Raw genomic sequence first — 23,755 nt, forward strand, 5'->3', positions numbered from 1 at the left:
ATCTATCACGCAGCTGCGGGCAGTACCGGCAGCAGAACCCTCTGCTCCACCAGGCGCCGGGCCACCGCAGCCTGGTGCCCGGCGGACCAGCCCAGGTCCAAAGCCCCCAGGGCAGTCCCGGCTGGGGCCGCCTCCAGGCCCTTCATCAGGGCCAAGCCATCCGCGCCCAAGTCCAGAGGAGCCATGTCGGCATCCAGCAAGGCCACTCCGGGCCAACCCCACAGACAACGGTTGCGCTCCCCGGCAGCGGCCAGAAGGTCGGCATCGGATTGCCAGCTAGTGCAACCCAGGGGCCCCTTGCTCAGGAAAAACTCGAAATGGCTGATATCGGGATCTAAATCCTCGATCAAGGCCCATTGGCGCTCCAGGGGCAAGGCCTGGGCCCGCTCAAGCAACTCACCGCTGAGCAGGCGGGCCGGGTTCCAAACCTCAGGGTTTGAAAAACCAGCAAATTGCAGGTCTGCTGAGGCCACAAAGGCCATCAGACGCTGCAGGTTGTAACTGGTTTCCTGCGGGTGCAGATACATGTCGGCGAAATTGGCATCGGCGGCCGTATCAATCGCCCAGCGCTGCTCGTGGTGGCGCCTCAGCCGATTGCTGGGGGGAAGGCTGCTGAAGAGCTCCCGCCCCAGGCGCAGGCCCTCGGCACCGCTGCCCACCCCCAGCTCCGTCAGCACCCTTTGGCTGCGGTGGATTTCCCAGCGGCCCCCATCGGCATAGAGGAAGAGGTGCAGGAGCCCGCCTGGCTTAAGCAGGGCCGCCAGAGCCCGCAGGCCCGCGGCCGGTTCACGCAAATGGTGCAGAACCCCCACCGAATTGATGTAGTCGAAGGGACCCTCCCCCTCCAGATCCAACAAACTGCGTTGCTCGATTCGCAGCTCAGACACCTGGGCCGAGGCTTCGGAACGGCGGCAGCGCTCCCTGGCCAGATCCAAGGCCCCAGCACTGATATCTACGGCCAGGATCTCGGCGCCAGGGTTGAGATGGGCGAGGTAATCGGTACTCACCCCGGTGCCACAGCCCGCGTCCAAGATCCGCCAGGGACGCGGCTTCGCCTCCAGCCTGGGGACAAGGGAACCCACCACAAATGCACTGGCACTGTCGATGCACCAGCGCCAGTTGTATCCAGGTGGCGGCCCGTCCTGGAGGGGATCGCCCGGGTAGGGGAAGCGGTCGTAGAAGGCGCTAACCACCGGTGTGGCTGCATCGCTGGTCGGCACGGCAAATCAGGCACTGACCAGGGGAGCTTTTCATGGCCCCAGGCAATTTGCGGCCCCAAAGCCAGCCCTGCTGCAAACATTTGTTCATGCCGCCGTGAACCCCAAGAGGGGCGGCCGTAACGTGACCCAGCCCGGTTCGCTCCCGTAAATGACCGTGACCGCCAGCAGCGGCAGCACTAGGGTCACCCCCCAGCGCTACGACACCCTGCCGCTCTCCAGAGTCCGTCAGGCGGAGCAGCAGGATCGCTTTCCCGATGGCGGGGAGCTGGATGGGCTGAGCAACTTTTTCCTGAGCGGCCAGCTGAGGCTCGCCGCTGCCCGATCCCTCTCGGAAAACGCCGAGTTCATTGTGGCCAAGGCAGCCAACCGGATTTTTGCCGGCGGCACCCCCCTTTCCTACCTCGACAACCCGATTGGGGTCGCCCCAGCCACCCCGGCCTCTGCCCAGGCCCTAGCCGCTGACCAGGCAGCCTTCCAGCAATCGGTCCAGACCTTTGCCCAGGGCACCGCAGCCCGCAGTGGCGGCAATGTTTTTAGTCGCCTGCTCGAGGGAGCTGGTGGCGATGGTGATGTGCGCGTAGAGCTGCCGGCGGGGTTCAGCCCAATCGCCGTGGGGCGCTATGGCACCGAGCGGATGAAGAAATCAATCCGCGACCTGGCCTGGTTCCTGCGCTACGTGGGCTATGCCCTCGTGGCAGGCGATCCCAGCATCCTCAAGGTGAATACCCGCGGGTTGGCCGATGTGCTCGACCAGGCCTGCTCCCTTGCAGCCACGAACGTGGCCCTGCAGGAAATGCGCGCAGCTGCGGCGGGCCTGCTCAAGGACAATCCTCCCGCCCGGCAGCTGGTAATCCAATACTTCAACGTATTGATTGGCGAACTGGCCATCCCAACCCCCTCGGCAAAGCAGCGCCTGGGTAGCGCCGAAAACCAGGGTCTCCAGCTGCCCGCCAGCTATGCCATGGCGGCGGAAGGAGCCCAGCGCTTCAACATGAAGCCCGGCATGAGCGGAGCCCAAAAGGCCGAGGTGATCAGGGCCGCCTACCGCCAGGTGTTCGAACGCGACATCGCCAAGGCCTATTCCCAGGTCGTCAGCCCTGTGGAAGCAACCCAGGTGCGCCAAGGCGACATCTCGATGCGCGAATTCATCCGCGCCCTGGGCCATAGCAAGGAATATCGGCAGCAGTTTTATGGCCGTTTCTCCAACAGCCGCGCCGTCGAGCTGGCCTTCCGCCACTTCCTAGGCCGGGGGATCAGCTCCAGGGAAGAGTTCACCCGCTACTTCGACATCGTCAGCGCCCAGGGCCTATGGGGCCTGGTGGATTCCCTGATCAACTCCAGCGAATACGCCCAGGTGTTTGGCGAAGAGACAGTGCCCTATCTGCGGGACCTCGGCGAGGAAGCCCAGGAAAGTGCCGGCTGGGGATCCAACCGCAAGTTGTTCCGCTTTAGTGCGCCCTTTGAGGGAGCCCCCCAGTACGTCACCCTTTACGCCGCCTACCGCCAACCCTTTGCTGACCAGCACGTCTACGGAGGCGGCAACGATCCCCTGGCCCTTAACTACGGGGCCATTTTCCCCTCGGGTACTGCCTCTGTAGCCACCAGGCCCGCACCGTACGGCTATGACGCCCGACGCATCCTGATCGGCAATGGCCTGGTCCAGCCCGGCCAAATGAACTCAGCCCAATTCCGCAAGGCCAGCCCCCGCCGCCTTGGACCAAAGGTGGTGCGGCTGCAGCAAATTTCCACCGGTGGAGCATCCGTTCCCCGCCGCGGCGGCCAACCCAGCATCCGGGGCACCGAAGCCAGCACCCAGGCCGTAATTCGCGCGGTTTACAACCAAGTTCTTGGCAACACCGGCTACGCCGGCGAGCAGAGCAAGGTTGAGGAAATCAAGCTGGAAAATGGCGACATCAGCCTGAGGGAATTTGTGCGCCAGGTGGCCCGCTCGGAGGCCTTCCGCCGCCGCTATTGGAGCGGTCTGTACATCACCAAGGCGATTGAGGTGATGCATCGTCGCCTGATTGGCAGGCCGACCTTTGGCCGCTGGGAAATCAACGCCTACTTCGACACCGCTGCCCGCAAGGGCTTCTACGGCGTCGTCGACGCAATGCTGAATAGCGCCGAATACAACGAAAGCTTCGGCGAAGACACCGTTCCCTTCGAGCGTTTCATCACCGCCAGCGATCGCAACGCCCGGCAAGTGCCCAGCTTTAAGCAGGCCATCAACGCCTCTGGCTATGTGGAGCCCCCGGCCCAGCGCCCCAACGCCCTGCAGTCCCAGGCCCTGCGCACGGTCAGTGGTGATCTGGTGCCCCGCAACCTGGTGGAAAGCCAGGCCGAGGTCTTCGGCACATGGAGCGCCCAAATCTCGGGGGGGCAAACCATGGCTCCAAGCAGGCCTGCCATCCCCAGGGGTCCGGGCAGCGTGCTTTCGGCCCCTGAGCCCACCCGTCGCTGGAACCCAGCCACCCTTCCCTCCATTGGTGGGGCCTGGCAACCAGCCCAGAGTCTCGGTAGAGCCACTAGTTCTTTCAATCGATCTGCCAGCCCCAATGAGCCCGGGGCATCGATGGCCAAGGCCCTGCAGAAGGGCCTGCCCCAGGGCTTTGGCAGGCGTCAAAGCCTTGCGCCCCCGTTGACACTGGTGAACAACGCCAGCGAAAGCGAGCTGCAGGAAGCCCTCGAAGCCAGCTACAAGCAGCTGCTTAATAGAGTGCCTTTTGACGCCGAGCGTCCTGTCGAACTGGAGTCCAAATTCCGCAACAACCAACTGACCGTTGCCCAGCTGGTCGACCAACTGACTGGCAGCGAACTGTTCCAAGAGCGCCTCAATCGGATGGCGCCCCTGCGGGCCGCATCGGCGGCATATTTGGCCCTACTTGGGCGGGCAGCCCAGCCCAAGGAAGTGAGTGTCTTCTTGGCAACCCGGGCCAACTCCGGCCAACGGGCGGCAATCGAAGAACTGCTCTCGGGCAAAGAATATGCCGAAGCCTTTGGCGAAAACACCGTGCCTTATATCCGTGGCATGGCCACCGCCGATGGCCTGCCCTTGAGCACCGTCAATAGAACGGCCTCGCTCTACAGCGGCAACGCCGGACTGAACCCGGGCCCCAAGGCTGCTATCTAAAACCAGGCAGCTATCTAAACAAAACCACCCCCGAACCTGAGAGGCCTTCCGATTTCACTATCGGGGGGCTTTTTAATGGCTAACTACACAAAATATCGCAAATAGATGCTTAATATTTGGCGCGCACAGTTACTGTCAGCAACATCTGCGAAAGTCGTTGCGGGCCAAGGGATTTGCAGATTGGAACGGCCGTGAAGAACTGTTACCGGTGCCCGGAGCAGTGAAGGGCCTTGCCACAGAATGATTGGGCGATCGGCGCGAGTCGATCACGTCCCCCCTTACTCACCCGGATACGGTCACCGTCAAGGCGGCCGCTTGTTTCGAGGCAGAACTGCATGAGCATCGTCTCCAACTCGATCATCAACGCGGACGCCGAAGCCCGCTACCTAAGCCCTGGCGAACTTGATCAAATCAAGTCGTTCGTCACGGCCGGGCAGCGTCGCCTCCGCGTCGCCCAGGTTCTCAGCGAGAGCCGCGAACGCATCGTCAAGCAGGCCGGCGGCGCCCTGTTCCAGCGGCGTCCCGATGTCATCTCCCCTGGCGGCAACGCCTACGGCGAAGAGATGACTGCTTCGTGCTTGCGCGACATGGACTACTACCTCCGTCTGGTGACCTACGGAGTTGTGGCAGGCGATGTCACCCCGATCGAAGAGATCGGCGTGATTGGAGCCCGCGAGATGTACCGCTCCCTGGGTGTTCCCCTCGACGCCATGGCCGAGTCCGTGCGCGAGATGAAGTCCGCCGCACTGGGTCTACTGACAGGTGCCGATGCCGAAGAAGCTGGCTTCTATTTCGACTACGTGGTTGGCGCCCTCTCCTAAGACAGCCGAACACCCTCCAGCCCCCCTCTATTCGACAGTCTTTTCGACCGTCCTTTCGCCCCTAGCAGGATTCATGCAAGACGCCATTACCAACGTCATCAACCAGGCCGACGTTCAAGGCCTTTACCTGGACGGTTCGTCCATGGGTCGCCTTGAGCAGTACTACGCCAGCGGTGAGCTGCGTGTTCGCGCCGCAGCCACCATCAGTGCCAACGCCTCGGCCATCATCAAGGAAGCCGTAGCCAAATCACTGCTGTACTCGGACATCACACGTCCCGGCGGCAACATGTACACCACCCGTCGCTATGCGGCCTGCATTCGCGACCTCGACTACTACCTCCGCTACGCCACCTACGCGATGCTGGCTGGGGACACCTCGATCCTCGACGAGCGCGTACTTAACGGCCTCAAGGAGACCTACAACTCCCTGGGCGTGCCCATCGGCGCAACTGTGCAGTCGATCCAGGCCATGAAGGAGACCACCGCTTCCCTAGTGGGCCCCGATGCCGGCAAAGAGATGGGCGTCTACTTCGATTACATCAGCTCCGGCCTGGGTAACTGATCCCTCGAGCTTCAACCCTGAGGATCCTTCCCATGCGCCTGTTCAAGATCACTGCCTGCATTCCCTGCCCGGAAAAATCACGCACCCAGCGTGAACTGCAAAACACCTTCTTCACCAAGTGGGTGCCCTACGAGAGTTGGTTTGCCGAGCAGCAGCGAATCATGAAGCAGGGGGGCAAAATCCTCAAGGTGGAGCTAGTCGCCGGACGCCGCCAGCAAAACGTTGGCAACTGAGCCTTTGAACCGCTTAAGTTTGGGCCTGTCTTCTTGAATCCCTAATGCCCGGCTTTTGCCGGGCTTTTTTGTGGCCAACACCTCCCGCACCCCAACCAGCTGGCTGCCCCTGCCCTGGCAGCTATGGCCAGCCGAAGCCCGGCTGCTGCTGGGCATGGTGGCCATTTGGAGTCTGGTGGGCCTGCTGGTGCTCACCTCCGCCAGTTGGTGGGTGGCGGAGCGGGAAATGGGTGATGCGGCCTACTACCTCAAGCGACAGGTCATCTGGATGGTGGCCAGCTGGGGATTGCTCTGGTTGGGATTGCGTACCAGCCTGCGGCGCTGGTTACACCTGGCACCTTTGGCCCTGCTGATCTGTCTTGTGCTGGTGGCCGCCACCCTGGTCATGGGCAGCACGGTCAACGGGGCCAGCCGCTGGCTGGTGATTGGCCCGATTCAAATCCAGCCATCGGAGCTGGTAAAACCCTTTGTGGTGCTCCAAGGCGCCTCGATCTTTGCCCACTGGAAACGGATTGGCATCGATCAAAAACTGCTCTGGCTAGGGATCCTGGGGGGCCTAGTCCTGCTGATCCTCAAGCAGCCAAATCTCAGCACGGCCGCCCTAACGGGCCTGCTCCTCTGGCTGATGGCCCTGGCCGCCGGTCTGCCAAAAATCCTGCTGCTCGGTTCGGCTGGCGGCGGCGCCCTGCTGGGGGTGGGCAGCATCCTGATCAACTCCTACCAAAGGGTCAGGGTGATCTCCTTCCTCGACCCCTGGCGCGATGCCCAGGGCGACGGTTACCAACTGGTCCAAAGCCTGCTGGCCATTGGCTCAGGCGGGTTGTTTGGATCTGGCTTTGGCCTCTCCACCCAAAAACTCCAGTACCTGCCCATCCAATCCACCGACTTCATCTTTGCGGTGTTTGCTGAAGAATTCGGCTTGCTGGGCTCGGTGGTGCTGCTGCTATTTCTGCTGCTGTTTAGCTTTATTGGTCTGCGCATCGCCCTGCAGTGCCGCACCAACCAGCAGCGGTTGATCGCCATGGGCTGCACCACGATCCTGGTGGGCCAATCGATCCTCAATATCGCCGTGGCCAGTGGCGCCATGCCAACCACCGGCTTGCCCCTGCCCCTGATCAGTTACGGCGGAAATTCCCTGATGGCCAGCCTGTTGATCTGCGGCCTCCTGCTGCGCTGCTCCTTGGAGGGAAGTGGGCTCACAACCGCGCCCAGGCGCCAGCGGCCGGCAGCTGCCCGATAGGCTTTTGCAATGATCAGCCTTGGGCCCCTACTGGCTGAATGGGCTCGCAGCAGCGAGTTGCTGCTGCAACAGTCCCTGGCCTCCCCCACGCCTTTTACGGTCGCCCTGGTGTTTGCCGGCGGGTTGTTGACCAGCCTTGGGCCCTGCTCCCTTTCCCTACTGCCCGTAACCCTCGCCTACCTGGCGGGCTTTGGCGCAGCTGCGCCAAAGCCCTGGCAGCGCAGCCTCAGCTTCGCGGCAGGGATTGTTGCCTCCCTGGTTTTGCTCGGACTAGTAAGTGGCCTACTGGGCAGGATTTATGGCCAGATCCCCGGCCTAATCCCCACGATCGTGGCCGTATTGGCCCTGGTGATGGGCTTCAACCTGCTGGGGCTGCTGAAAATTCCCCTACCGGCCGGCCCAGATCCGGAAATATGGCGCCGCAAGGTGCCGGCCCCCCTGGCCCCCCTGGCCGCTGGCCTCGCCTTTGGTTTGGCGGCCACACCCTGCACCACGCCCGTATTGGCCGTATTGCTGGGCTGGATGGCCCAAAACGGCAAGCCCCTGGTGGGCATGGTGATGCTCACCAGCTTTGCCGCAGGCCAGGTGCTGCCGCTGCTATTGGCCGGCACCGCCGCGGCCAGCCTTCCCAACCTGCTCAGCCTTAGGCGGCTCGGCCAGTGGGTGCCGCCGATCAGTGGGGTAGTGCTGGTGGCCACCGGCGCCCTAACCCTGCTAGCCCGCTGGCTATGAGGATTTTCCAAAAAATTGCGGGCCTGATCTCCGATCTGCGCCTGGCCATTGGCCTGCTGTTGGTAATTGCCATTGCCAGCGGCGTCGGCACGGCCATCCCCCAGAAGGAAAGTGAAGCCTTCTACCACCAGCTCTACGACCCCAAGCCCTGGCTGGGGGTGCTCCATGGGGATGGGGTGCTGGCCTTCCAGCTCGACCACATCTATTCCAGCAACTGGTTTTTAGGGCTTTTGGCCTGGCTGGCCCTATCCCTGTTGCTCTGCAGCTGGAAGCGGCAATGGCCCGCCCTGCAGGCAGCGTTGCGCTGGATTGATTACAAATCTCCGCGCCAACTGAGCAAACTAAGCGTGGCTGAAACGGTTCCCTCCAGCGAACCAAACGTCAGCCTCGAGAAGCTGGAAAACTTGCTGCAAAGCCAGGGCTGGCAGATCCAGAGGCAGGAGGGAAGATTCGCAGCCCGCAAAGGGGTTTTGGGCCGAGTGGGGCCGATGCTGGTGCATGCGGGCCTGGTGGTTTTCATGCTGGGTGCCGCCTGGGGTTCCCTAGGCGGTCAACGCTCGGAGCAATTTTTAGCCCCGGGTCGCACCCTGGATCTGCTCGATAGCCGCGGCCAAAGCCAGCTGGTAATCGCCGTGGATGGCTTCTCGGTGCAAAGGGACCCGGCCGGCCGGCCAGAGCAATTCACCTCCCAACTGCGGCTCCTAAAGGGGGAGGATGGCCCGGAGCTCAAGCAGGCGCAGATCAGCGTCAACCACCCCCTGCGCTTCCAGGGCATCACCCTTTACCAAGCCGACTGGGCCCTGGCGGCCATCACCGTGCAACTGGGTAAAAGCCCCCTTTTGCAGCTGCCCCTCCAACCCTTTCCCCAGCTGGGTGAGCAAATATGGGGGCTGGTGCTGCCCACCAGGCCAGACGGCAGCGAGCCTGTGCTGCTGAGCCTCAACAACGAAGCAGGCCCTGTAGATGTCTATGGCCCCGATGGCAATTTGATTAGCCAACTGGTGCCCGGGGGAGATCCGGTGGAGATCAAGGGCCTACCGATTCGGGTCGAAAGAGTGCTGCCCGCCAGCGGCATCCTGCTCAAAAAGGATCCTGGCGTACCCCTGGTCTACGCAGGTTTCGCGATCGCCCTGACCGGCGGTGGTTTGAGTCTGCTGGCCACCCGCCAACTCTGGGCCATTGGCGAGGGGGTTGGATCAGGGGGACGGCTGCATGTGGCTGGCCTCTGCAACCGTAACCTGACGGCCTTTGCCCGGGAGCTACCGGAGCTGATCGCCCAGGTCTAGGCGGGTGCCATGGCAGACCCGCACCACGGTGTGGACATTGCCCCTGGGATGGAAATCGGCCTCCAGCTGCATCCATTGGGGTGCGGCCACCGCCACACAGTCGTCGAGGATGCGGTTGGCCACCTCCTCGTGGGAGATGGAGCGCTCCCGGTAGCTGTTCACATAGAGCTTGATCGCCTTGAGCTCCAACACCCGGGGCCCCGGCTGATAGAGCAGGCGCAGCACCGCAAAGTCGGGGTAGCCCGAAAAGGGGCATCTGCAGGTGAATTCAGGCAGTTCAATCGACACCTCATAGGGCCTGCCAGGCCTGGGATTCTCAAAGCAGATCAGTTGGGCATCGGCGATGGCCCGTTCGCCATAGAGCGGGGTTTGGGTTTGCCCTAAATCCATCGCTGACCTGAAATCAAGCCTGGATCCTAGGCAGCACGCCAGGCAAACCAGTAGCGGTTGTTACGGCGACCGCCGCCAGGCTCGGGCCTAATGGGTCCAAGGGTCCCTACCCCCTTCCATTAATGGAGGGGGCCTGAGAGACTCACCGCAGGTCCCAGCAGCCGCCATGAAAAAAGTCGAGGCCATCATCCGTCCCTTCAAGTTGGAGGACGTCAAGATTGCGCTGGTCAATGCAGGCATCGTGGGCATGACCGTGAGCGAAGTGCGCGGCTTTGGCCGCCAAAAGGGCCAGGTGGAGCGCTATCGTGGCTCGGAATTCACCGTGGAGTTTCTGCAAAAGCTCAAGCTGGAGATCGTTGTCGACGACGACAAGGTCGACACCGTGGTGAGCGCCGTTCAAGACGCGGCCCGCACCGGCGAGATCGGCGATGGCAAGATTTTTGTCAGCACAATCGATTCGGTGATTCGCATCCGCACCGGCGACCGCGACAGCACCGCCATCTAGGCACCTAACTGGCCAGGGTGCGCTCCACCAAGGCAGCAATGCTTTCGGGATTAACGGCTGGCTGCTCTTCCCAATTTTCCCCTGGTGGATGCCCCTGGGGCCGAAGCCAGAGCACGTACTCGTGGTTGCCGGCCGGGCCCGTAATCGGAGAAGCGACCAAGCCGTGGGGCACGAGTTTATGGCCTTGGGCTGAGGCAATCACCCCTGAAATCGCATCGACATGGGCGGCCGGATCCCGCACCACCCCGCCCTTGCCTACCCGCGCCTTACCCACTTCAAATTGGGGTTTCACCAGGAGCAGTAAGTCCGCCGGGGCGCCAGGCATCATCAGGGCACAGAGGGCCGGCAGCACCAGTCCGAGGGAAATGAAAGACAGATCGGCCACGGCCAAATCCGGCCAGGATTCGGCACTGCCCAGAGCATCTGCACAGCCATAGAGATCGGCCGCGGTGAGGTGGCGCAGGTTTGTGCGCTCCCTGAGCACCACCCGGGGGTCACTGCGCAGGCTCCAGGCCGTTTGGCCATAGCCCACATCAATGCCATAGACACGCGTGGCACCGTGCTGCAGGAGGCAATCCGTGAAGCCCCCCGTGGAGATGCCGCCATCGATGCAAACCCTGCCGCCAATCTTGATGGGGAAGGCCTCGAGGGCCGCCAGGAGCTTCTCCCCGCCACGGGATACAAAGCGCGGTGGCTGCTGCACCAGCAATTCTGCTTCCGGCTGAACCTCGGTGCCAGGCTTATCTAAAATCTGGTCGCCACAGCGCACCTTGCCGGCCCGGATCAGTTGCTGGGCCTGCTGGCGGGAGCTCACCAAACCCCGGGCCACCAGCTCTAGATCCAGGCGTTGCTTTGGAGCCATGGGCGTTTTGTGCTCAACGCACACTAGAAACCGAACACATTCCAAACATGGGGGCCCTGCAGCAAAAACCAGCGGAGGATTGCCAAATCGCAAGGTGGCCTCCATGACCTCCTCCCAACCCAGTCGCTCCCGAGCTGGCAGGCGTCTTCGCCTGGTGGGGGCCAAAAATGGGGCCAACAATGTGGTGGAGCTACTTAGGCCCGGCAGTTTTGTGCGGCTGCGCAACCAGCCCGGCGACCTACCCCCCTTCCAGTTGATCCATTGCCGCGGCGGCCGCTGCTGGGTGCGCCAGCAAAGCTGGGGATCCCTGGTGCACTGGGAAGTGGCCCACCAACAACTCACCACCGCCGCCTAGGGGCTGCCCAGGCGCTGGCTATTACGCCACCCCATACATTGGTTGGGCTGTTGCCACGCGCTGGCCCTTGATCGAGCGTTACACCCTGCCCGAAATGGGCAACCTCTGGACTGAGGAGGCCAAATTCCAGAGCTGGTTGGATGTGGAAATTGCCGCCACCGAAGCCCAGTGTGATCTGGGCCGGGTGCCGACTGAAGCGCTCGCCACCATCAAGGCCAAGGCGGCCTTCAAGGTTGAGCGCATCCTCGAAATAGAAGCGGAGGTGCGTCACGACGTGATCGCCTTCCTCACCAACGTGAACGAATACGTGGGCGATGCGGGCCGCCACATCCACGTGGGTATGACCAGCTCGGATGTGCTGGATACGGGCCTGGCCCTGCAGATGAAGGCCTCTGTGGCCGTATTGCGCTGCGAACTAGACAAACTGGCCAACGCCCTGAGGGCCCTTGCCCGCGAACACAAGGGCACCGTGATGATCGGTCGCTCCCATGCCATCCATGGCGAGCCGATCACCTTTGGCTTCAAGGTGGCCGGCTGGCTAGCAGAGGTGGTGCGCAACCAGGAACGGCTAGAGCGGCTCGAGCAGGTGGTGAGCGTGGGCCAAATCTCAGGCGCCATGGGCACCTACGCCAACACCGATCCCCAGGTGGAGGCCCTCACCTGCGCCAAATTGGGCCTGGTGCCCGATACGGCAAGCACCCAGGTGATCTCCCGCGATCGCCATGCCGAATACATCCAAACCCTGGCCCTGGTGGGTGCGGCCCTGGAGCGCTTCTCCACCGAAATCCGCAACCTGCAGCGCACCGATGTGCTCGAGGTGGAGGAAAACTTTGCCAAGGGCCAAAAGGGCAGTTCGGCCATGCCCCACAAACGCAACCCGATCCGCTCCGAGCGGATTAGTGGCCTGGCCAGGGTGCTGCGCAGCTACGTGGTGGCGGCCCTGGAGAATTGCGCCCTCTGGCACGAGCGTGACATCAGCCACAGCTCGGTGGAGCGGATGATGCTGCCCGATTGCTCTGTGACCCTGCACTTCATGCTGCGGGAGATGACCGAGGTGGTGAAGGGCCTGGGGGTTTATCCCGAAAACATGGCCAACAACATGAATGTGTATGGCGGCGTTGTTTTCAGCCAGCGGGTGCTGCTGGCCCTGGTCGACACGGGCCTAGCCCGAGAAGACGCCTATCGGATCGTGCAGCGCCATGCCCACAGCGCCTGGAATAGGGCCGGTGGCAACTTCCGGGCCAATCTCGAGGCCGATGGCGATGTCACCAGCCGCCTCAACCCCGAGCAGCTGGCCTACTGCTTCTCCACCGACCTGCACCAGGAGAACCTGGCCGTGATCTGGCAGCGGCTGGGGATTTAATCGGGAGCTAATTAGACGTTGTAGCGGCAGTGGGCAGGGGCCGCTCGGTGGCGGGATCCAGCTGACCGGCCACCAAATCCTCGATCTCGCAGACCGGGAAGCGGTTGATCGCCTTGAGGGAGGCGCGGGCGTTGTCGCGCAGCTGCTGGCTGATTGCCTCGCAATAGGGCACCTGGGCGAGCAGATCCACGGTGCGGCGCATGATCCGCACCACATCCCCCTCGTCTAGGGAAGTATTGGCGATCACATCACTCCAGCTGGTGCCCTTGGCCCAGGCCTGCACCAGCCCCGTCAATTCGGGCTCCCACCAGAGCGGGAAGCTCACCTTGCCCCGTTCCTGCTGCCGCTCCAGCTCCCGTCGCAGCCCCCGCAGATCATGGAGAGCCTCCTCTGCCGCCGCCGGCGGCGGATAGCCACTCCAGAGATCAGGCCGGTTCACCTCGGTGGAAATCGCCTCAAATACAGCCGCCAACTGGGCTGGATCGAGCTCATCGAGATGGCCGCTCATCAAGGCCAGGCCCAGCCAGAGTTCGTTATCGCCGCGCAAAGCTGCCACGGTGCGGCCCACCTCGGTGGGCTCCAGGCCATCCTCGCCAGCCAGGGCACCGAAAAAGCGCAGGATCTCGATCAGGGAGAGAAAGGTTTCCCAGTGGCGGTTAGAGCGGAAATGGAGCAATCGCTGGCGTTCTTCGATCTCCAGCTGGAGCTCCTCCATCCGGTGGCGGTGCTTCTTGAGCTGCCTGCGATCCCCCCAGCGATGGGCGGGATGGAGCTCCAACTCCTCCTCCAGCTGGTGCACCAACTGGGCATGGACCTGCACCTCGCCCGCCAGGTCGTACTGGGGGGTGGCCATGTCATGGCGACGGGCCATGTGGCCCACCGCCAGGGCCAAGCCCCCACTGGCCTGGTCGCCGTGGCGCAATTCACCGGCGTGGCGCAGCAGGGGCGTCTCCACCTGGCCTACCTGCAGACAACTGAGCTCCGCATGCAGACTCACCACCGCATTGCAGGGCAGCAACACCCACAGGTTTTCGTCGGTGAGACAAAGCAGGAGGGGGAACTGGCCCGATCCCTTGACCTTTTCCACAATCACAGCCGGAGTCACCCGCCCCTTGAGTTGGGGCGCCTTGAGGCTCACGAGGGTACCTTCGCTGGCGAATTGCAGGGCCAAGGTGAGCTCGTGGGCCAGGGTTTCTTCTGCCTGCTGCTGAAGAATCCGCAGGATGCGCCTTTCCTCCCGCAGGCGGTTTCGCTGCTTTTCGTAGTCCTCGAAGTCCTCCCAGGGCACATCCCCGGAACCGTCCTCCAGGCGATCCAGTTGGCCCATCAAATCGGCAATGCGGGCCTCGTCTTCCACCAGGTCCAAGGTGGCCAGATAGCGCCCAAAACTGCGCTCCACCAGCTCCTGGGCCTTGGCCAGGTCGTAGCGCTGCAGCAGGTTGAGCACCATCCCGTAGGAGGGGGTGAACTGGCTAACCAGGGGATCGGCGGGGCTGGTGGCCAACTGGCCGGCCTCACGCACCCCCTCAAAGCGGCTTTGCACCGTGACCACATAACCCTGGGTATCGAGCCCTCGCCTGCCGGCCCGACCGGCCATTTGCAGAAATTCACTGCCCATCAGGGGGCGGTGGCCCCGCTCGGTACGTTTGGAGAGGGCTGAGATCACCGTGGTGCGCGCAGGCATGTTGATGCCCGCAGCCAAGGTTTCCGTGGCAAACACCACCTTGATCAGGCCCTGCTGGAACAACTCCTCGATCAACTCCTTCCAGGCCGGCAATACGCCGGCGTGGTGGGCCGCAATGCCCCGCAGCAGGGCATCGGCATGGCCCCCATCTCGCACCGCTTCTGGGGTGGCGGCGATGTAGGCATCAAGCCGCGCCTTAATGCGGGCCTGCTCGGCTGAATTTACCAGGCAGATCTTGCCCAGCTCCTTAACTCCCCGATCACAACTGCGACGACTAAAGATGAAATAGATGGCCGGAAGCATGTCCCGCTCTGCCATCTGGGCCACCACAAACCCCAGGGGCGGGGCCTCCGGCTGGGGCGGCTTCGGCACTTTCGGCCCCTTGCGGCGGGCCCCCTTCGGTGCGCGCCAAACCTTGCAGTTGGGGTGAAGCCCAGTGCCCTCCTCATTGAGCAGGGGATGGAGGCCCTTGGCGCTACAAAAACTGAATTCCAGGGGCACGGGCCGGAAATCGCTCAACACCAGCTGGGTGGGGCCATGCACCCTCTCGATCCAGTCGGTCAGCTGCCCTGCATTGGCCACAGTGGCCGATAGGGCCACCAACTGGATGACCGGTGGACAGTGAATGATTGATTCTTCCCAGACGGTGCCGCGCTGGGAATCGTTCATGTAGTGGCACTCGTCGAGCACCACCGCCTCCACGCCCTCGAGCGGGTCATCTCCGCCATCGGCTTCCGCGTAAAGCATGTTGCGGAAGATCTCGGTGGTCATCACCACGATCTGGGCTTCCCGGTTGAAGCTGAGATCACCGGTGAGCAGGCCCACTTTTTCGTGGCCAAATTGCTCGCGGAAATCGCGCAGTTTTTGGTTAGAGAGGGCCTTAAGCGGCGTTGTGTAGAACACCTTCTGGCCATGGGCCAGGGCGCGGTGAATGGCGTATTCCCCCACCAGGGTTTTACCCGAACCGGTGGGAGCGCTTACCACCACTGAATGGCCCCGGTTGAGGGCATCGATCGCCTCCAACTGGAAGGGATCAAGCGGAAAAGGGAAAAGCCTTTCGAGGGCTAGGTCGGAGCGATTACCGGCCGAATCTGGCACTGGGAGCCGGTTTTACAGATTTAACAATTCTATGGCGACCCTCTGAAGCGGGGGTGCCCACGGCCGATCACACTGAAGCCAATCTGTTGATCCCCGGGCCCCCTGTGGCAACGGCTGAAAGCCCCCACTGGCGCCAACAGCTGCGCCAAAACCTGGAGGCCATGGCGCCAGAACGGCAAAGGTCGCTGCGCTGCTTCCAGCCCCTGGGCCCTGGCCTGCTGCAGGACGATGAGGCAAGCCACCTCGGGCCAGCTGCAGCCCTCTTGGACCTGGCCAGCAACGACTATCTGGGGCTCAGCCGCCATCCCCGCACCATCGCCGCGGCCCAGGCCAGCCTTGCCCGCGACGGCACCGGCAGTGGCGCTTCGCGGCTGATCAGTGGCACCAGGGCCGTGCATGGCCAACTGGAAGGGGCCCTGGCCCAATGGCTTGATCGCCAGCGGGTGCTGCTGTTTCCCAGTGGCTTCCAGGCAAACCTGGCCGCCGTTTGCGCCCTGGCCGATCGCCACAGCCTGGTGCTCGCAGACCGCCTGATCCACCACTCCCTGCTGGTGGGAGTGCGGGCCAGCGGGGCCAAGCTGCAACGCTTTGGCCACAACAACCTCCAGGACCTGGAGCGGCTCCTGGTGGCGGCACGCCAAAGCAAGCCCCAGCAGCGAATTTTGGTGCTCAGCGAGAGCCTGTTCAGCATGGAGGGCACCAGCCCAGCCGTGCCTGAGCTGGCGACCATCTGCCAAAAATATGGGGCCGCCCTCCTGCTGGATGAAGCCCACGCCCTCGGAGTATTGGGCCCCGGCGGTCGCGGCTTGGGTTACGGCCTGGAGAGCATTGCCGTCATCAGCGGCACCTTTGGCAAAGCCCTGGGCAGTGGCGGAGCCTTCCTTGCCACCGATGGGCTGGTGGGGGAGTGGTTACTCCAAGATGCCGGCGCCTTTCGCTACACCACGGCCCTGGCACCTGCCCTGGCTGCCGCCGCCCTGGCTGCGCTGGAGCTGATCCAGGCCGACGCTGGCGCCCCAAGGCAATTGCTGGAACGGGCCCAGCGCTGGCGTAGCGCCCTAGAAGCCTCTGGCTGGCCGCGGCCGGCGGGGGCGGGTCCAATCCTGCCCCTGCTGGTGGGCAGTGATTACGCCTGCCTTGCCCTGCAACGGCAATTGGAAGCTGCGGGGCTACTGACGGTTGCGATTCGGCCGCCCACGGTGCCGGAGGGCACGGCCCGCCTGCGGCTGGTGCTGCGCCACGATTTACCCAAGGGCAGCCTCGGCCGTCTTTTGGCGGCCCTTGGTCCAAGGCCAGCCGCACCAGCCCCAGCGCCATGCAAGTAATTGCCATGCACGGATGGGCGGGCGACAGCGGCGCCTGGGGCCCCTGGAGCCGGGCCGTTATGCAGCGGGGCTGGGGCTGGCAAAGCGGGGAAAGGGGCTATGGCGCCCTAGAGCCGGTTAAACCCCAGTGGGCCAGCGAGGGGCCAGCCAAGGTGGTGATCGGCCATTCCTTTGGCCCCCATGCCCTGCCAGCTGAACTATTGGCACAGGCCGATGCCGTGGTGCTCCTGGCCAGCTTTGGCCGCTTTGTGCCCGAGGGGCGGCCGGGGCGGCGGCTGGAAAGTGCCCTGGCGGTGATGGCCGATCAACTCAGGGGCCAGGGGGCCGAAGCCATGCTGCAGGCCTTCTTGGCCAAGGCCGCATTTCCAGCCGATCCGGGCCTACTGCCCCACACCCTGCTCGAACAGCCCCTGGGCGCCCGCGGCCGGGAAAAGCTGCAGGCCGATCTGGCCTTGTTAGGCGCCACCGGCGGCCTGCCCACTGGATTTCCCAAGGGCGCCCGGGTGCTGATTGTGGAAGCCGGCCAGGATCAAATCGTGGCCCAAGAAAGCCGGCAGGCCCTGCGCGAAAGCCTGCCCCATGCCGACTGGCTGCTATTTCAAAACGCTGGCCACTGTCTGCTGGAGACCCCCGTGCTGGCGATGGTGATGGGTTGGCTGGAGGCATTGGCATGAGCTCCCCCACCTTGGCCGGCAAAAGCTTTGGCGAGCAGGTGCGCCGCCGTTTTGGCGGCCAGGCTCCTAGCTACAACCAACACGCCCTTCTGCAACAGGCCATTGCCTGGCGCCTGGCACACCACTGCCGCAGACTGCAAATTCCCCAGGGCGCTCGGGCAGACCTGGGGGCGGGCACGGGCCTGGTGGGCCAAGCCATGGCCGCCCAAGGGATCTCAGACCCCTACAGCCCCCTACTGCAGATCGATCTTTGCCCTGAATTGCTGGCCCGCAACCCCCTGGCCACCCCCCCCAACCACCTGATCTGGGACCTAAACAACGGCCTGCCGCCCCAGCTGCCCCAAGCGGCCCTGCTCACCTCCAGCTTCGCCCTGCAATGGCTGGAGGATCCAAGATCCCAACTCGACCATTGGTGTGGCCGGCTGCAACCGGCTGGCTGGCTGGCCCTTGCCGTACCCACAGCCGGCAGCTTCCCTGAATGGCGCCAGGCTGCAGACCAGGCCGGGGTCGCCTGTACGGCCCTGGAGCTACCGGCGGCAGAGGGGCTGATCCAGGCCGCGGCAAATCACCTGGAGCTAAAAACCTGCCAGCAGCTCTGGCTAGGCCGCCGCCATGGTTCCGGCAGCCAATTCCTTAGTCAACTCCAACAGCTGGGGGCCAGCGCCAGCCGTCAGCCAGGGCTTGGGGCAGAAGCGATGCGCCGCCTGCTGCGCCACTGGCCAAGGGATGGAACCATCCATTGGCAGGTGCTGCTACTGCTGGGCCAGAGAAAGGAGCAGTGAAGATGTCCGCCAGGCAATTGATCGTCTGTGGCACCGACACCGACGTGGGGAAAACCGTAGTAAGTGCCTGGCTGGTGCAGGGGCTGGTGGCCCACTACTGGAAGCCCGTGCAAAGCGGCTACGAGCCAGGCAACAGCGCTAAGGAGGGCCTGGGCGACAGTGGCCGGCTCAGCTCCTTGCTGCAGTTACCCCCGTCGCGGCTGCTGCCAGAGGCCTACCGGCTCAGCCAGCCGGTTTCGCCGCACTGGGCAGCTGAGATCGATGGGGTGAGCATTGATCGGCAAAGGCTGGAGCTGCCAGATTTGGCTGGGCCCTTAGTGGTGGAGACCGCCGGGGGACTGCTGGTGCCCTTGACTCGCCATTGGCTACAGATTGATCAAATCGCCAACTGGCAGCTGCCGGTGCTGCTGGTGGCCCGCAGTGGCCTGGGCACCCTGAACCACAGCTTGCTCTCGATCGAGGCGCTGCGAAGTCGCCAGATCCCATTGCTGGGGCTAATTCTCAATGGCCCTCCCCATCCTGACAATCCACGCACCTTGAGCGAACTGGGCGGCGTGACGATTTTGGGGCAGCTCCCCCCCTTGGAGCCCCTAACCCGAGAAGCCCTGGCGCTGCAATGGCAGCAACAGGCCATGGGCCATAAACTCGATCAAGCTTTTGCTGCCCTGGCGCAACCCCTTTGACCTCCAAGAACTGGCTAATCAGTGGTGTGTTGGTATTGCTCTGCGGGGGCGTTCTAGTGGCCTTCACCGACATCGAGGTGAGGGCAGTGCGCTGGGTTAGCTGCGGCCCCCTATCCACCGCCCAGGAAGACAAGAGCGAGCTCTGCAACTGATTTTTTAGGCCTCAAATCGGGGCCTTCAGGGGCCAGCGAGAATCGCCTGCTCGGCATCGTGGCGGGAAAGGCCATAGGGGAAATGCCGCACACACACCTGGGCCTCCTGGTGCCAGCTCACCTTCAGTTCATCGACCTCCAACTCGATTTGGGCACTCCACTGGGGGCAATGCAAATCCCAAATACAGCGGTTACCGGGCTGCTGCTTGGCCCCCATCTCCCTCAACCAAGCCTCCAGGGAAGGCAAGGGGTGGTGGTAGAGGGGGGTATCGCCCCTGGGGATATCGGCAAGTTGAACCAAGGGCCTGGAATCTTCCATCTCAGCGCTCTCCCCGCAACCAGGCCAAGCCAATTCCCAATGCCAAGCTGAAAAGCAACGTCAAGCCCAACAGTAGAAGTGCCAGCCACTCGCCGCCCGAAAGGGGGCGGCGCTGATCCGCAAACACGACCGGAGCTGGGCCAGATCCATTAGGCGGCGGCAGCTGGACCCCCATCTGGGTCTGCAGCTGGCTGTCATAAAGCTGGCGCGCCCCCGGATCCCCCAATACCCCATAGGCCTCCTGCAGATTTTGAAAGGCCCGGGCGGCCCTATCTGCCGGCAAGGCCGTGGTGTCGGGGTGGTAGCGCTTGCTCAGGGCCCGAAATGCCTGGTGCAGCTGATCGGCACTGGCCTGCGGCGACACCTCCAGCAGGGCGTAGTAATTGGGCCGAAAAGGGGGCGGGCCTAGCAAAACTGCCGAACCGTGCTGGGGGATCCTAGGTAGGTCGTCTCCGTAACCCAAGTGGATGGCCCTGGACCAGGCAGATATATGGCAGGAACTGGGCTGGACCCCCACCCCTGAACAACAGCAACAGCTAGAGGAGCTCCAAGGGCTGTTGCGCCATTGGAACAGCCGACTGAACCTGACCCGCCTGGTGGAGGGCGATGACTACTGGATATCCCAGGTATTCGACAGCATCTGGCCCCTGGTGCCGGTGCTAAAGGCCGATGCCAATGCCCCCCTGCGGATTGTCGATGTGGGCACGGGCGGCGGCTTCCCCGGGCTGGCGATAGCCATCGCCATGCCCCAGGCAAAGCTCACCCTGGTGGACTCGGTGGGACGCAAGGTGGAGGCCGTGGCCGCCATGGCCGAAGCCCTGGGCATGCAGAAAAGGGTGGAAAGCCGTTGCGAGCGCATTGAACAAACTGGTCGCCAACCGCTCTGTCGAGGTCAGTTCGATTGGGCCCTGGCCAGGGCAGTGGCCAAGGCCCCAGTGGTGGCCGAATACCTGGTGCCCCTCCTCGCCCGGGGGGGCAGGGCCTTGCTGTATCGGGGGCAATGGGAAGCGGCAGACCAAAAGGCCCTGGAGCAAGCCGCGGCCAGCCTCAACTCCGGCATCGAGGCCTGCCTGCAACGCGAACTGCCCCAGGCCAAGGGACTGCGCCATGCCCTGATCCTGAACCGCCTCGGCCCCTGCCCCAAGGCCTACCCCCGGGCCGTGGGCATTCCCAGCAAGCAACCCCTTAGCTAGACCTCCTCAATCAACCGCCGCACGGATTGGCCGCCGAGACGCCGCTTCAGCTGCCGCAGGATGGCTGGAATCTCCTGGGCCCAGGGGCTTTTGCCCAATACCAGTAGTAATTCAGCTTCGCTCACCTGCTGGTCGAAAGCATCGGCATTGGCCCCAGGAAACCAATGGCCCCCGTTCCCCAGCAAGCCGTAGCGGGCCTTGGCAAAACTCTCCAAATCCCAGGCCTCAAGCAGATTGTGGAGCCAGAGCAGCAATGGCAAATTGAGCTGGCCCGGCGTGTCGGGCCAATCCGGCAATCCCTCCTGCCAAGAGGCCAACCAGGGCTCGCCTAGGGCCACCTGACGGGCTTCCTCCAACCGCTCCAGCAGCGGCGGTAGCAGCTCCGAAGCCCGGGGCAAAAGTTGGACCGCCTGCAGGTGGAGGTCCAAATCACCGGGGCCTGAGGCGCCCACGCTGATCGTGTGGATACCGGGGGCAGTCAGGCAGAAAAGGTCGTTAAAAACAATCGGATGCAAGGGGGAGCAAAGCTCCAGCAGGCGTGCTGATGGGTGGTGCAAATGGCCCCCCTTATCGGTGGGACTGATCACAAATACCCCCATGTCATGGGCGCGGGCCAGCTCAATTGCCGGCCGATTTTCCTGGCGAATGAAGTACCAGTGCAGGTTCACGTAATCGAATTGGTCACTGGCAATAGCCCGCTCAATTAGGGCGAGGGAACCGTGGGTGGAGAAGCCCACATGGCCGATGCGCCCCTGCCGCTGCCAGCGACGCACCACCTCCATGCAGCCCCCAGGCCCCAGGGTCTGCTGCAGGTGTTCCTCAAGGTTGATGCCGTGGATCGCCAACAAATCGATCCTGCCGCCATCGGCCAGGCCCAGCCGGGAAAAGCTGGTTTCAAGCTCCGCCTCAAATTCACCTGGATCAGCAGCGGGAGGCACCTTGGTTTGCAAGATCCGCTTGGGATCGGGCACCTTGGCCAACAGCGCCCCCAATTGGCGCTCGGAGCTGCCGTAGTGGCGTGCCGTTTCGATGTGGTGGAGCCCCACTTCCACGGCCCTAGCCAAAGTGGCCTGGAGCTTTTGCTGGCTTGCTCCGCTGATCTGATCCGCGTCCAAGTCGCTCCAGCTCTGCTGAAATCGCATCCCGCCCAGGGAGAGCAACGGCATCTCCAGCTCGGTGCGGCCAAAGCGCCGGGTGGGGATAGGAGCCATCGGCAGCATTTGCGCTCCTGCTAGGGGCTGAGCTCCGGGGCGCGGCGCGGCAAGATTCGCTTTGGCCTAGCCGACTGGGGGAGCCCCAGGGGCTGGATATCTTGCTGGGCCAACTGGGCATCGAGCTCCGGCAAGGTCTCGTAGGCCACCCAATGGATGCAGTCGACCGGACAGGTATCTATGGCCTCCTGGATCAACTCGGTGCTGTCGCCGTCCTGGCGCAGGGCCCTTGAGCGCCCCCATTGGGGTTCTACCAAAAAAGTATTTGTCGCCACATGGGTGCAGTAGCGGCAGCCAATACAAACGGCCTCATCAACCCAAACCGCCTGCTGGCGCAGGGCACCACCGAGCAGGGGCTCAGCTCCAGTGCATTGCAGGCCTGGATCGGAGATATTGGCCGAAAAGGCCAAATGGGCAGCTGAATCCAAGCCCTAGGCCCAGCGGGTCACAACCAACTCGATGCTGCCATCGTCGTGGTTGGTTTGTTCACTCACCTGGAAACCCTTATCTGCCGTGGCCGAAAGGATGGAGCGCAGGGCGTAGCGCTGGCTGAGTTGGTTTAGGAAGCGCTCCACAGGCACCTGTTGGTTCCAGAGATCCAGATCAGTTACCAGCTCATAGCTGCCAGTTGCTTCATTGAGCCGGAAACCGATATCGGCCCCATTGGCCTGGTCGACCGTCAGGTCGGCAGTAACGGTTTGGCCCCGGTAGCCCCGCACCTGCTGGGCGCCCAGCTGAGGTGGGTGACCGAGGTCGGTGAGGGCCCCAACCAGGGCCTCAAGGTCGCGGAGCTCGGTTTTGACAGTGCTGAAGTGCGACATCAATCAAGAAGCTGGGGACTTGGAGAAACCTGGAGCGGCTGGATTTGGGCCTGGCCCTGGGATTGGAAGGCCTCTGCGGTGCTCTGGCGCCGCTGCAGCACCCCCAGACGGGCCTCAATGTCCTCGGTGAGCTGCTCACAAGCCAGGCCCTGGAGCCCCTCAACCTGCTCTTCCACCCGTCCATCTGGCCGAATACGAAAATGGATGGTTTCTAGGGCCATCCCCAAAATTGCGAGGTTTGGACAATCGTAGCGGCGTTTGTTAGCAGCAGGGCAGATCAGGCCAGCCGCTTTTCACTCAGGCCAGCAGGCCCTCCTCCACCAAGGTCTGCAGCCGCTCGAGAACTTCAGGCTGCTCCAGTTGTTCCAGCGCCAGACGGGCCTCCTCGCGCACACTCGATTCGCCGTCCTGGAGCATGGCAGTGACCAAGCTTTCGACCACATCCTGTTGACGCAGATCCACCAGGTCGTTGAAAAGCCGGCCCAGGGCCCAGGCACTGTTGCAACGCACGGCTGGCTCACTGTCTATGCGCAGACACATCAGTAATTGGGCGGCTGCCGGATCGGCCTTGGCGGGCCCGGTGCTGCCGGCTTCCGCCAGGGAACCTGCCGCCCACAGGCGCACCGCAGCGATATCCACCTGCAGCGAGCGGGTCAGGGGATTCAAAACCGGTGCATCCGGGTAGCTGCCCAAACTCCAGGCCACCGCCTTGCGCACGTAGCCGTTGTGGTCGCCCGCCAACAGGGCAAGCAGGGGTTCAACCGCCATCGGACTGGGGTTTCTGCCCAGGGCATAGACCGCACTCATCCGCACAATTGGACAGGGGGCGGCAAGCAAAGGCAAAAGCCGCGGCAGGGCCCTCGGATCGCGGTGTTCACAAAAGATGCGCAGACCCTGCATCCGCTCGTCATGGCTGCCGGCTAGCAGCACCAAGCCCAAATCACATTCTGCGGCCACATCGGCCGCCGCCGGATCGGTGTTGTCGAGTTCGTCTAGGGGATCCCCCAACAGCTCCTCAGCAAGCTCCCGCGCCAGAACCTCCGGATCGAGATAGAGCTCCTGGGGGCTCCCATCAAAGGGGGCACTGGGCAGCGGCTGGGGATCGATCACGGCG

The 23,755-nt window shown here is 63.3% G+C and carries 27 protein-coding genes; 16 read left to right on the forward strand and 11 right to left on the reverse strand.

The genetic code is table 11. The features are described from left to right. Positions 1 to 5: 5 nt before the first annotated feature. Positions 6 to 1,220 carry a class I SAM-dependent methyltransferase gene (locus KBY49_RS06525; RefSeq protein ID WP_254933908.1) on the reverse strand — a complete coding sequence of 405 codons (1,215 nt, stop codon included), beginning with the start codon at positions 1,218 to 1,220 and terminating at the stop codon, positions 6 to 8. Between the two features lie 148 nt (positions 1,221 to 1,368). Here KBY49_RS06525 and KBY49_RS06530 point away from each other — a divergent pair, with 148 nt between their 5' ends. The 7 genes from KBY49_RS06530 (at position 1,369) to KBY49_RS06560 (ending at position 9,224) form a co-directional block, all read left to right on the forward strand. Next, the gene (locus KBY49_RS06530; protein WP_254933909.1) at positions 1,369 to 4,350 is read left to right on the forward strand and encodes a phycobilisome rod-core linker polypeptide; all 2,982 of its coding nucleotides are present in this window, start codon (positions 1,369 to 1,371) and stop codon (positions 4,348 to 4,350) included. Positions 4,351 to 4,685: 335 nt separating this feature from the next. Continuing rightward, positions 4,686 to 5,171 (forward strand): allophycocyanin, encoded by a 486-nt coding sequence (locus KBY49_RS06535; protein WP_254933910.1) that lies wholly within the window; start codon positions 4,686 to 4,688, stop codon positions 5,169 to 5,171. Between the two features lie 73 nt (positions 5,172 to 5,244). After that, complete coding sequence (gene apcB, locus KBY49_RS06540) at positions 5,245 to 5,733, forward strand: allophycocyanin subunit beta (protein WP_254934054.1); 489 nt, start codon at positions 5,245 to 5,247, stop codon at positions 5,731 to 5,733. Positions 5,734 to 5,765: 32 nt separating this feature from the next. Further along, positions 5,766 to 5,966 (forward strand): phycobilisome linker polypeptide, encoded by a 201-nt coding sequence (locus KBY49_RS06545; protein ID WP_254933911.1) that lies wholly within the window; start codon positions 5,766 to 5,768, stop codon positions 5,964 to 5,966. Between the two features lie 70 nt (positions 5,967 to 6,036). Beyond that, positions 6,037 to 7,206, forward strand: a complete 1,170-nt coding sequence (locus tag KBY49_RS06550) for an FtsW/RodA/SpoVE family cell cycle protein (protein ID WP_254933912.1) — start codon at positions 6,037 to 6,039, stop codon at positions 7,204 to 7,206. A 9-nt stretch (positions 7,207 to 7,215) separates the two neighbouring features. Next, a complete protein-coding gene (locus KBY49_RS06555) occupies positions 7,216 to 7,938 on the forward strand; it encodes a cytochrome c biogenesis protein CcdA (protein ID WP_254933913.1) in 723 nt (240 codons plus the stop codon). Further along, on the forward strand, positions 7,935 to 9,224 hold the full coding sequence (locus KBY49_RS06560; protein WP_254933914.1) for a cytochrome c biogenesis protein ResB: 1,290 nt from the start codon (positions 7,935 to 7,937) through the stop codon (positions 9,222 to 9,224). Before KBY49_RS06555 ends, KBY49_RS06560 begins: the two co-directional genes overlap by 4 nt. Here the strand turns inward: KBY49_RS06560 and queF are convergent. After that, on the reverse strand, positions 9,198 to 9,614 hold the full coding sequence (gene queF / locus KBY49_RS06565; RefSeq protein WP_254933915.1) for a preQ(1) synthase: 417 nt from the start codon (positions 9,612 to 9,614) through the stop codon (positions 9,198 to 9,200). The genes KBY49_RS06560 and queF overlap by 27 nt on opposite strands. Before the next feature lie 166 nt (positions 9,615 to 9,780). Between queF and KBY49_RS06570 the strand changes: the two genes are divergently transcribed. Continuing rightward, positions 9,781 to 10,119, forward strand: a complete 339-nt coding sequence (locus KBY49_RS06570; protein WP_254933916.1) for a P-II family nitrogen regulator — start codon at positions 9,781 to 9,783, stop codon at positions 10,117 to 10,119. 4 nt (positions 10,120 to 10,123) lie between these two features. Here KBY49_RS06570 and KBY49_RS06575 read toward each other — a convergent pair whose 3' ends face one another. Continuing rightward, positions 10,124 to 10,981 carry a TlyA family RNA methyltransferase gene (locus KBY49_RS06575; RefSeq protein WP_254933917.1) on the reverse strand — a complete coding sequence of 286 codons (858 nt, stop codon included), beginning with the start codon at positions 10,979 to 10,981 and terminating at the stop codon, positions 10,124 to 10,126. A 103-nt stretch (positions 10,982 to 11,084) separates the two neighbouring features. Between KBY49_RS06575 and KBY49_RS06580 the strand changes: the two genes are divergently transcribed. Continuing rightward, positions 11,085 to 11,336 carry a hypothetical protein gene (locus KBY49_RS06580; RefSeq protein WP_254933918.1) on the forward strand — a complete coding sequence of 84 codons (252 nt, stop codon included), beginning with the start codon at positions 11,085 to 11,087 and terminating at the stop codon, positions 11,334 to 11,336. A gap of 67 nt (positions 11,337 to 11,403) precedes the next feature. Next, complete coding sequence (gene purB / locus KBY49_RS06585) at positions 11,404 to 12,699, forward strand: adenylosuccinate lyase (protein WP_254933919.1); 1,296 nt, start codon at positions 11,404 to 11,406, stop codon at positions 12,697 to 12,699. A gap of 7 nt (positions 12,700 to 12,706) precedes the next feature. Here the strand turns inward: purB and KBY49_RS06590 are convergent, their stop codons facing one another. Next, positions 12,707 to 15,481 carry an RNA helicase gene (locus tag KBY49_RS06590; protein ID WP_254933920.1) on the reverse strand — a complete coding sequence of 925 codons (2,775 nt, stop codon included), beginning with the start codon at positions 15,479 to 15,481 and terminating at the stop codon, positions 12,707 to 12,709. 152 nt (positions 15,482 to 15,633) lie between these two features. Here KBY49_RS06590 and KBY49_RS06595 point away from each other — a divergent pair, with 152 nt between their 5' ends. The 5 genes from KBY49_RS06595 to KBY49_RS06615 are packed head-to-tail and all read left to right on the forward strand — an operon-like array spanning position 15,634 to position 19,097. Further along, on the forward strand, positions 15,634 to 16,806 hold the full coding sequence (locus KBY49_RS06595; protein WP_396099560.1) for an aminotransferase class I/II-fold pyridoxal phosphate-dependent enzyme: 1,173 nt from the start codon (positions 15,634 to 15,636) through the stop codon (positions 16,804 to 16,806). Then, entirely contained in the window at positions 16,797 to 17,480 is a 684-nt protein-coding gene (locus tag KBY49_RS06600) for an alpha/beta fold hydrolase (RefSeq protein ID WP_254933921.1), read from the forward strand. Before KBY49_RS06595 ends, KBY49_RS06600 begins: the two co-directional genes overlap by 10 nt. Then, positions 17,477 to 18,262, forward strand: a complete 786-nt coding sequence (locus KBY49_RS06605) for an SAM-dependent methyltransferase (RefSeq protein WP_254933922.1) — start codon at positions 17,477 to 17,479, stop codon at positions 18,260 to 18,262. The genes KBY49_RS06600 and KBY49_RS06605 overlap by 4 nt, the downstream gene beginning before the upstream one ends. A 2-nt stretch (positions 18,263 to 18,264) precedes the next feature. Further along, positions 18,265 to 18,945: a dethiobiotin synthase gene (bioD, locus tag KBY49_RS06610; RefSeq protein ID WP_254933923.1), complete on the forward strand. Its 681-nt coding sequence runs from the start codon at positions 18,265 to 18,267 to the stop codon at positions 18,943 to 18,945. Then, entirely contained in the window at positions 18,942 to 19,097 is a 156-nt protein-coding gene (locus tag KBY49_RS06615) for a hypothetical protein (RefSeq protein ID WP_254933924.1), read from the forward strand. The genes bioD and KBY49_RS06615 overlap by 4 nt, the downstream gene beginning before the upstream one ends. A gap of 25 nt (positions 19,098 to 19,122) precedes the next feature. Here KBY49_RS06615 and KBY49_RS06620 read toward each other — a convergent pair whose 3' ends face one another. Beyond that, a complete protein-coding gene (locus KBY49_RS06620; RefSeq protein WP_254933925.1) occupies positions 19,123 to 19,416 on the reverse strand; it encodes a DUF3143 domain-containing protein in 294 nt (97 codons plus the stop codon). Position 19,417: 1 nt separating this feature from the next. Continuing rightward, positions 19,418 to 19,879 (reverse strand): J domain-containing protein, encoded by a 462-nt coding sequence (locus KBY49_RS06625; protein WP_254933926.1) that lies wholly within the window; start codon positions 19,877 to 19,879, stop codon positions 19,418 to 19,420. A gap of 4 nt (positions 19,880 to 19,883) precedes the next feature. Here KBY49_RS06625 and rsmG point away from each other — a divergent pair, with 4 nt between their 5' ends. Then, positions 19,884 to 20,609 (forward strand): 16S rRNA (guanine(527)-N(7))-methyltransferase RsmG, encoded by a 726-nt coding sequence (gene rsmG / locus KBY49_RS06630; RefSeq protein ID WP_254933927.1) that lies wholly within the window; start codon positions 19,884 to 19,886, stop codon positions 20,607 to 20,609. Here the strand turns inward: rsmG and KBY49_RS06635 are convergent. The 5 genes from KBY49_RS06635 to KBY49_RS06655 all read right to left on the reverse strand — a co-directional run bounded on the left by KBY49_RS06635 (position 20,606) and on the right by KBY49_RS06655 (position 23,751). Beyond that, positions 20,606 to 21,820 carry an aldo/keto reductase gene (locus KBY49_RS06635; RefSeq protein ID WP_254933928.1) on the reverse strand — a complete coding sequence of 405 codons (1,215 nt, stop codon included), beginning with the start codon at positions 21,818 to 21,820 and terminating at the stop codon, positions 20,606 to 20,608. The two genes, rsmG and KBY49_RS06635, sit on opposite strands and share 4 nt — an antisense overlap. 20 nt (positions 21,821 to 21,840) lie before the next feature. Continuing rightward, positions 21,841 to 22,248: a ferredoxin gene (locus KBY49_RS06640; protein WP_254933929.1), complete on the reverse strand. Its 408-nt coding sequence runs from the start codon at positions 22,246 to 22,248 to the stop codon at positions 21,841 to 21,843. A 3-nt stretch (positions 22,249 to 22,251) separates the two neighbouring features. Then, positions 22,252 to 22,641 carry a DUF1257 domain-containing protein gene (locus tag KBY49_RS06645; protein ID WP_254933930.1) on the reverse strand — a complete coding sequence of 130 codons (390 nt, stop codon included), beginning with the start codon at positions 22,639 to 22,641 and terminating at the stop codon, positions 22,252 to 22,254. Beyond that, positions 22,641 to 22,862 (reverse strand): DUF2997 domain-containing protein, encoded by a 222-nt coding sequence (locus KBY49_RS06650; RefSeq protein ID WP_254933931.1) that lies wholly within the window; start codon positions 22,860 to 22,862, stop codon positions 22,641 to 22,643. The genes KBY49_RS06645 and KBY49_RS06650 overlap by 1 nt, the downstream gene beginning before the upstream one ends. A 76-nt stretch (positions 22,863 to 22,938) precedes the next feature. Continuing rightward, positions 22,939 to 23,751, reverse strand: a complete 813-nt coding sequence (locus KBY49_RS06655; RefSeq protein WP_254933932.1) for a HEAT repeat domain-containing protein — start codon at positions 23,749 to 23,751, stop codon at positions 22,939 to 22,941. Between the last annotated feature and the right edge of the window lie 4 nt (positions 23,752 to 23,755).

The organism is Cyanobium sp. WAJ14-Wanaka, assembly GCF_024345375.1.
In the GTDB taxonomy this organism is placed as follows: Bacteria; Cyanobacteriota; Cyanobacteriia; order PCC-6307; family Cyanobiaceae; genus Cyanobium_A.